Consider the following 4,815-nt stretch of genomic DNA (forward strand, 5'->3'; position numbering starts at 1 on the left):
TGGCCACCGCCATTACCGCCCTTGCCGGCCTGTGCGCTGGCGGTGTCGATTCCGGGAACGGAGCCGTGGAGGGCAAAGTGATAGGGAGCGATGGTCAACGCCAGCGCGGCCGCCAATCTGAGCGCCAGCCGGCAACAACGGGTCGTGACCGATCTGTGCATCCTGATCTCCGTCGATTGAGCCGGCGCCCACCCTCAACGTCGCAGTAGCAACCAGCATCGCTGAAAGACGTGGTTCCCGGAAGCGACCTCCGACCGTTGCGGTTGTCACCCAGGACTTTTGCAAGCGCAAGGTTGGACTAAAGTCCTATCCCTATGCTATATTAGCTTCGTATGAACGGCGCCGCGACCGCTATCGCTTAACGGGAGACTGGCTTTCCCGATGCCTGACGACGGCAGACGCCGGACATCAAGTCACCTCCGCCGGGGGCGGCGGAGGTGACTTGTAACGCTGGCTTTTGCCTGGTTGACCTGTTTCACAGAGCCTGAAGACGACTAATATCGTCCGCCGGCGCCGGACGTTCGACGATGGCGCGGCCGAGGGCTCCTTTATATCGAAACGACCGTTCTCGATTGCTTCCCTGGCGCTGTCTCTCTGATGCCGTCGGGATGCTCGATCTTGTTGCCGTCCACTCCGATCCTGTCGCCGGTGGTCCGCCGTCACATCATGTCCACCATCCCTGGCACGGCAACTCCGAGAATGCTTGGCCAACGGTGCGCGGAATGCCTGTTGCGTCTGAAAGGCCTCTGATGTCACGAAAATGTGATCCGGCGATTATAAGGGGTTAAACAGGCAACACGCTCCAGCCATCCACGCAGCCAGAGGCAAGCCCCCAAATGACCGAACACCGCTCCCCTGACGCCCGATTCCGCACCAGCCTGCTCGAGGAAAACGACGGCCCGGCCACCAACCCCACCGACAACCGCACCATGGGCGAGATCATTGCCGCGCGGTTCTCGCGCCGCGGCTTCCTCAGGGGTTCGCTGGCCGTCTCGGCCATCGCCGCCACCGTCTCCCCGCTGGCGCTTATCAGCGCCGACGAAGCCCGGGCCGCGGAAAGCTCGGCCTTCGCGTTCGACGAGTTGGAGGCCGGCATCGACGACAAGCATCATGTCGCACCGGGCTACGACGCCGATGTGCTGTTGCGCTGGGGCGACCCGCTGTTTGCCGATTCGCCGGACTTCGACCCGACGAAACAGTCGGCGCAGGCGCAGTCCAGACAGTTCGGCTACAACAACGACTACGTCGGCTATCTCCCGATCGACGGTTCAGCCGAACACGGCATGCTGGTGGTCAACCACGAATACACCAACCCGCATCTGATGTTCCCGGGCATCGTGAAGATCGTCGAAAAGGACGGCAAGAAGTCGGCCGAAGTCGCACCCCTCTCGAAGGAGCAGGTCGATGTCGAGATGGCGGCGCACGGCGGCACCATCGTCGAGATCCGCAAGGACGCTGGCAAATGGCAGGTGGTGCGCGACGGAAAGCTTAATCGCCGCATCACCTCCAGCACCGAAATGGCGCTGTCGGGTCCGGTTGCCGGCCATGACCGCGTCAAGACCAATGCCGACCCGTCCGGCACCAAGGTTTTCGGCACGTTCAACAACTGCGCCGGTGGCGTCACGCCCTGGGGCACCTATGTGATGGCCGAGGAAAACATCCACGGCTATTTCTCCGGCGAACTGCCGGCAGACCACAAGGAAGCCGCCAACTACAAGCGCCTCGGCATTCCCGAAGGCGCCTATGAATGGGCGGCGCACTATGACCGCTTCGACTTGGCCAAGGAGCCGAACGAAGCCAACCGCTTCGGCTGGATCGTCGAGGTCGATGTCAACGATCCGACCTCGACGCCGAGGAAGCGCACCGCCATGGGCCGCTTCAAGCATGAAGGCGCCGAATCGATCGTCGCCAAGGACGGCCGCGTCGTCTTCTATCTCGGCGACGACGAGCGCTTCGACTATGTCTACAAGTTCGTCACCAAGGCGGCGTTCAATCCGAACGACCATGCCGCCAACAAGGACCTGCTCGACGACGGCACGCTGCATGTCGCCAAGTTCGCCGAAGACGGTTCCGTGGAATGGCTGCCGATCGTCTTCGGCCAGGGGCCGCTGACGGCTGAAAACGGCTTCACTGGCCAAGCCGACGTGCTGATCGAAACACGCCGCTCCGCCGACCTGCTCGGCGCCACCAAGATGGACCGCCCGGAAGACATCCAGCCCAATGCCGTCAACGGCAAGGTCTATGTGATGCTGACCAACAATTCGAAGCGCAAGGCCGACCAGGTCGACGCCGCCAACCCGCGCGCCGAAAACGCCTTCGGCCACATCATCGAGATATCGGAGGACGGCGGCGATTTCACCGCTGCCAAGGGCAAGTGGGAAGTGCTGTTGAAATGCGGCGATCCTTCGGTGGCCGATATCGGCGCCACCTTCTCGACGGCAACGACGGCCAATGGCTGGTTCGGCATGCCCGACAATTGCGCCGTCGATTCGGCCGGCCGCCTGTGGGTCGCCACCGATGGCCAGGGCCCGAAGGCCACCGGCCGTACCGACGGCCTGTGGGCAGTGGACACCGAAGGGTCGGCGCGGGCGACCTCAAAACTGTTCTTCCGCGTGCCGATCGGCGCCGAAATGTGCGGTCCGCTGTTTGCGCCCGACGACCAGACCGCCTTCGTCGCCGTCCAGCATCCGGGCGACGGCGGCGAGGACTGGGAGGCGTTCGGCCGCCCGTCCTACTATGAAGACCTGTCGACACGCTGGCCCGACTTCAAGCCCGACATGCCGGTGCGGCCGTCGGTGGTCGCTATCACCAAACAGGGTGGCGGCAAGATCGCGGTCTGATATCCGGCACTGGTTTGCAATCTCAAGGGAGGGATTTCGGTGACCCCGAAGCCCCTCCCTTTTTACGTGAAATCATTCAAGCCTCGGGAAAGATTGGCAATTTAAACGTGGCGCCCTAGGTCTTTATCAGGAGATCGCCATGTCGAAGTCCGTCTATGACCGTGGCTTGCTCAAGCCAGCCGATATAGCCAAGCTGCAGCGCGTGTTCGATGAGGCCTGCCGGCGGCGTGAAGCGCATCCCGATTCCGCCGATGCGCGCGAAATCGCGCTTAACCTGCTCGCCCTGCACAATGCCGGCATGGTCGAAGAGGATATGCTGATGGAGGCCGTCGGTTTCCGTCGGCTCGAGCCGAAGTCGGCGTGATGCCCGGCGGCGCCTTATCCTATTCGGCCCGCTGAACCACGGCCACATTGATCATGCTTCTCAATCGGAAGCCGATGGATTCGTACAATCTTATGGCACCAGTGTTTGCGGCATAGGCGTGGAGGTACGGTATCTCGCCGCGTGCAAAAATCTGGTCTGCCACGAACAGCGATAGCAGCCGGCCGAGGCCGCCGCCACGGAATTCCGGGTGCGAACAGACGCCGCTGAGTTCGCTATAGCCGGGTTGCTTCATGCGCTCGCCGGCCATCGCCACCAGCCTGCCGTTGATTTTCACACCCCAGAAGTCGCCGAGGCTCAACGCCCCGGATGTGAACGGGCCGGGTTTGGTGAGTGACGCCAAGGCCAGCATCTCGGCCGCATCCTCTTGCGTCAGACGTTGCACGCGCTCGTCCGACACGGTCTGCAACGGCACCTCGGCAACCATCTGGACGGCAGCGGCCGTCGAGATCGCCGACAAGCCGACCGGCAGCGCAATGGCATCGGCCTGAGCCATGATCACGCTCTCGCCCGAGGACACAAGCTTGCCGAACGCCCGCAGGCTTTCGGCATCGTCGGTAGCGGTAGCGGCAAAGAGGGCGATTGACGGTGAATAGCGCCTGGCAAGCTTGCCACCTTGCGCGAAGGCCTGATGCCTCGTCTCCAGCGCGCTCCAGACAGGACGGTCAAGAATATGTTTCATTGCCTGGCGCCTTGTTTGACGCGACGATCGAGCGGGGCCGTAGCCAGACCGTCCTCAATGGCCGCGAGTTGATCGAGAAGTGGCCCCGAAAGATCTCGGCACAAATCCGCGACGGCGCTCTCTATGCGCGGCCACACGTCCCGCTTCGCGACATCGACCAGGCGTTGACCCTTCTTAGTCAGCGAGACCACCCGCCGCCGCTGGTCACCATCCGACTGGATGGCTTCGACCAGCCCCAGCTCGGCCAGAAGCGACACGCTTCTTGTCACACCCGGCTGTGTCAGCCCCAGCGATTGCGCCAGTTCGCCGACAGCCAACGGTCCCAGTTTGTCGAGTGCGGCAAGCAACGGGTACTGGCTCGATTGAAGTGGAACCTCCAAGCCGTCGAGCAGACGCTGCGCGTCGGCCTGCAACTGCTCGCCAATGCGCTTCAACCTGCTGCCCAGGCAGAGGTAGCCAAGAGATCGTATGACGTCTTCCATAGTCGACCTGTGCCATAAATGATAACATGTTATATAACATAGCAAGCAGTTGATCAAGCCGACGTACCGGCGTCTCCGATTAAGTCAGCGTGAAGCACCGGATTGGTGGGAGGCGCCAGCGGAAGCTGCAATCCGTTTGGCGATCGCCTTGGCCAGGATGCCGGCATTGGCGAAGCAGCCGCGAATGCTTGGCCGCATGCCGGTGAACCACAGGCCGGGCAATTTCGGATCGGCTTGCCCGCCGTTGAAGAGCGGAACGCCCTTGCTGTCGAGCACGCCGAGCTTGCCGACCATGGGCTCCAGCCCGGTGCGGTAGCCTGTCGCGGCAATGACGATATCGGGATCGATCAGGCTGCCATTGGCCAGGATCACGCCGTCGCGGGTGAATTCCCGTATGGCCGGCACGACGGTGATCTTGCCGGCCTTGAT

The 4,815-nt window shown here is 62.6% G+C and carries 4 protein-coding genes and 1 pseudogene; 2 read left to right on the forward strand and 3 right to left on the reverse strand.

Features of this window, described 5'->3' with window-relative positions; all coding sequences use genetic code 11:
- Positions 1–836: 836 nt before the first annotated feature.
- Together EN935_RS22495 and EN935_RS22500 are read left to right on the forward strand one after the other, a co-directional pair.
- Positions 837–2,840 carry a PhoX family phosphatase gene (locus tag EN935_RS22495; protein WP_109663478.1) on the forward strand — a complete coding sequence of 668 codons (2,004 nt, stop codon included), beginning with the start codon at positions 837–839 and terminating at the stop codon, positions 2,838–2,840.
- Between the two features lie 139 nt (positions 2,841–2,979).
- The gene (locus EN935_RS22500) at positions 2,980–3,204 is read left to right on the forward strand and encodes a hypothetical protein (RefSeq protein ID WP_013528677.1); all 225 of its coding nucleotides are present in this window, start codon (positions 2,980–2,982) and stop codon (positions 3,202–3,204) included.
- 19 nt (positions 3,205–3,223) lie between these two features.
- Here EN935_RS22500 and EN935_RS22505 read toward each other — a convergent pair whose 3' ends face one another.
- The 3 genes and pseudogenes from EN935_RS22505 to EN935_RS22515 all read right to left on the reverse strand — a co-directional run.
- Entirely contained in the window at positions 3,224–3,904 is a 681-nt protein-coding gene (locus EN935_RS22505; protein ID WP_109663481.1) for a GNAT family N-acetyltransferase, read from the reverse strand.
- Positions 3,901–4,386: a MarR family transcriptional regulator gene (locus tag EN935_RS22510; protein WP_127264527.1), complete on the reverse strand. Its 486-nt coding sequence runs from the start codon at positions 4,384–4,386 to the stop codon at positions 3,901–3,903. Before EN935_RS22510 ends, EN935_RS22505 begins: the two co-directional genes overlap by 4 nt.
- 84 nt (positions 4,387–4,470) lie before the next feature.
- Positions 4,471–4,815: pseudogene (locus EN935_RS22515) on the reverse strand (NAD(P)/FAD-dependent oxidoreductase); the annotation flags it as partial.

Source organism: Mesorhizobium sp. M7D.F.Ca.US.004.03.1.1 (assembly GCF_003998635.1).
In the GTDB taxonomy this organism is placed as follows: Bacteria; Pseudomonadota; Alphaproteobacteria; order Rhizobiales; family Rhizobiaceae; genus Mesorhizobium; species Mesorhizobium loti.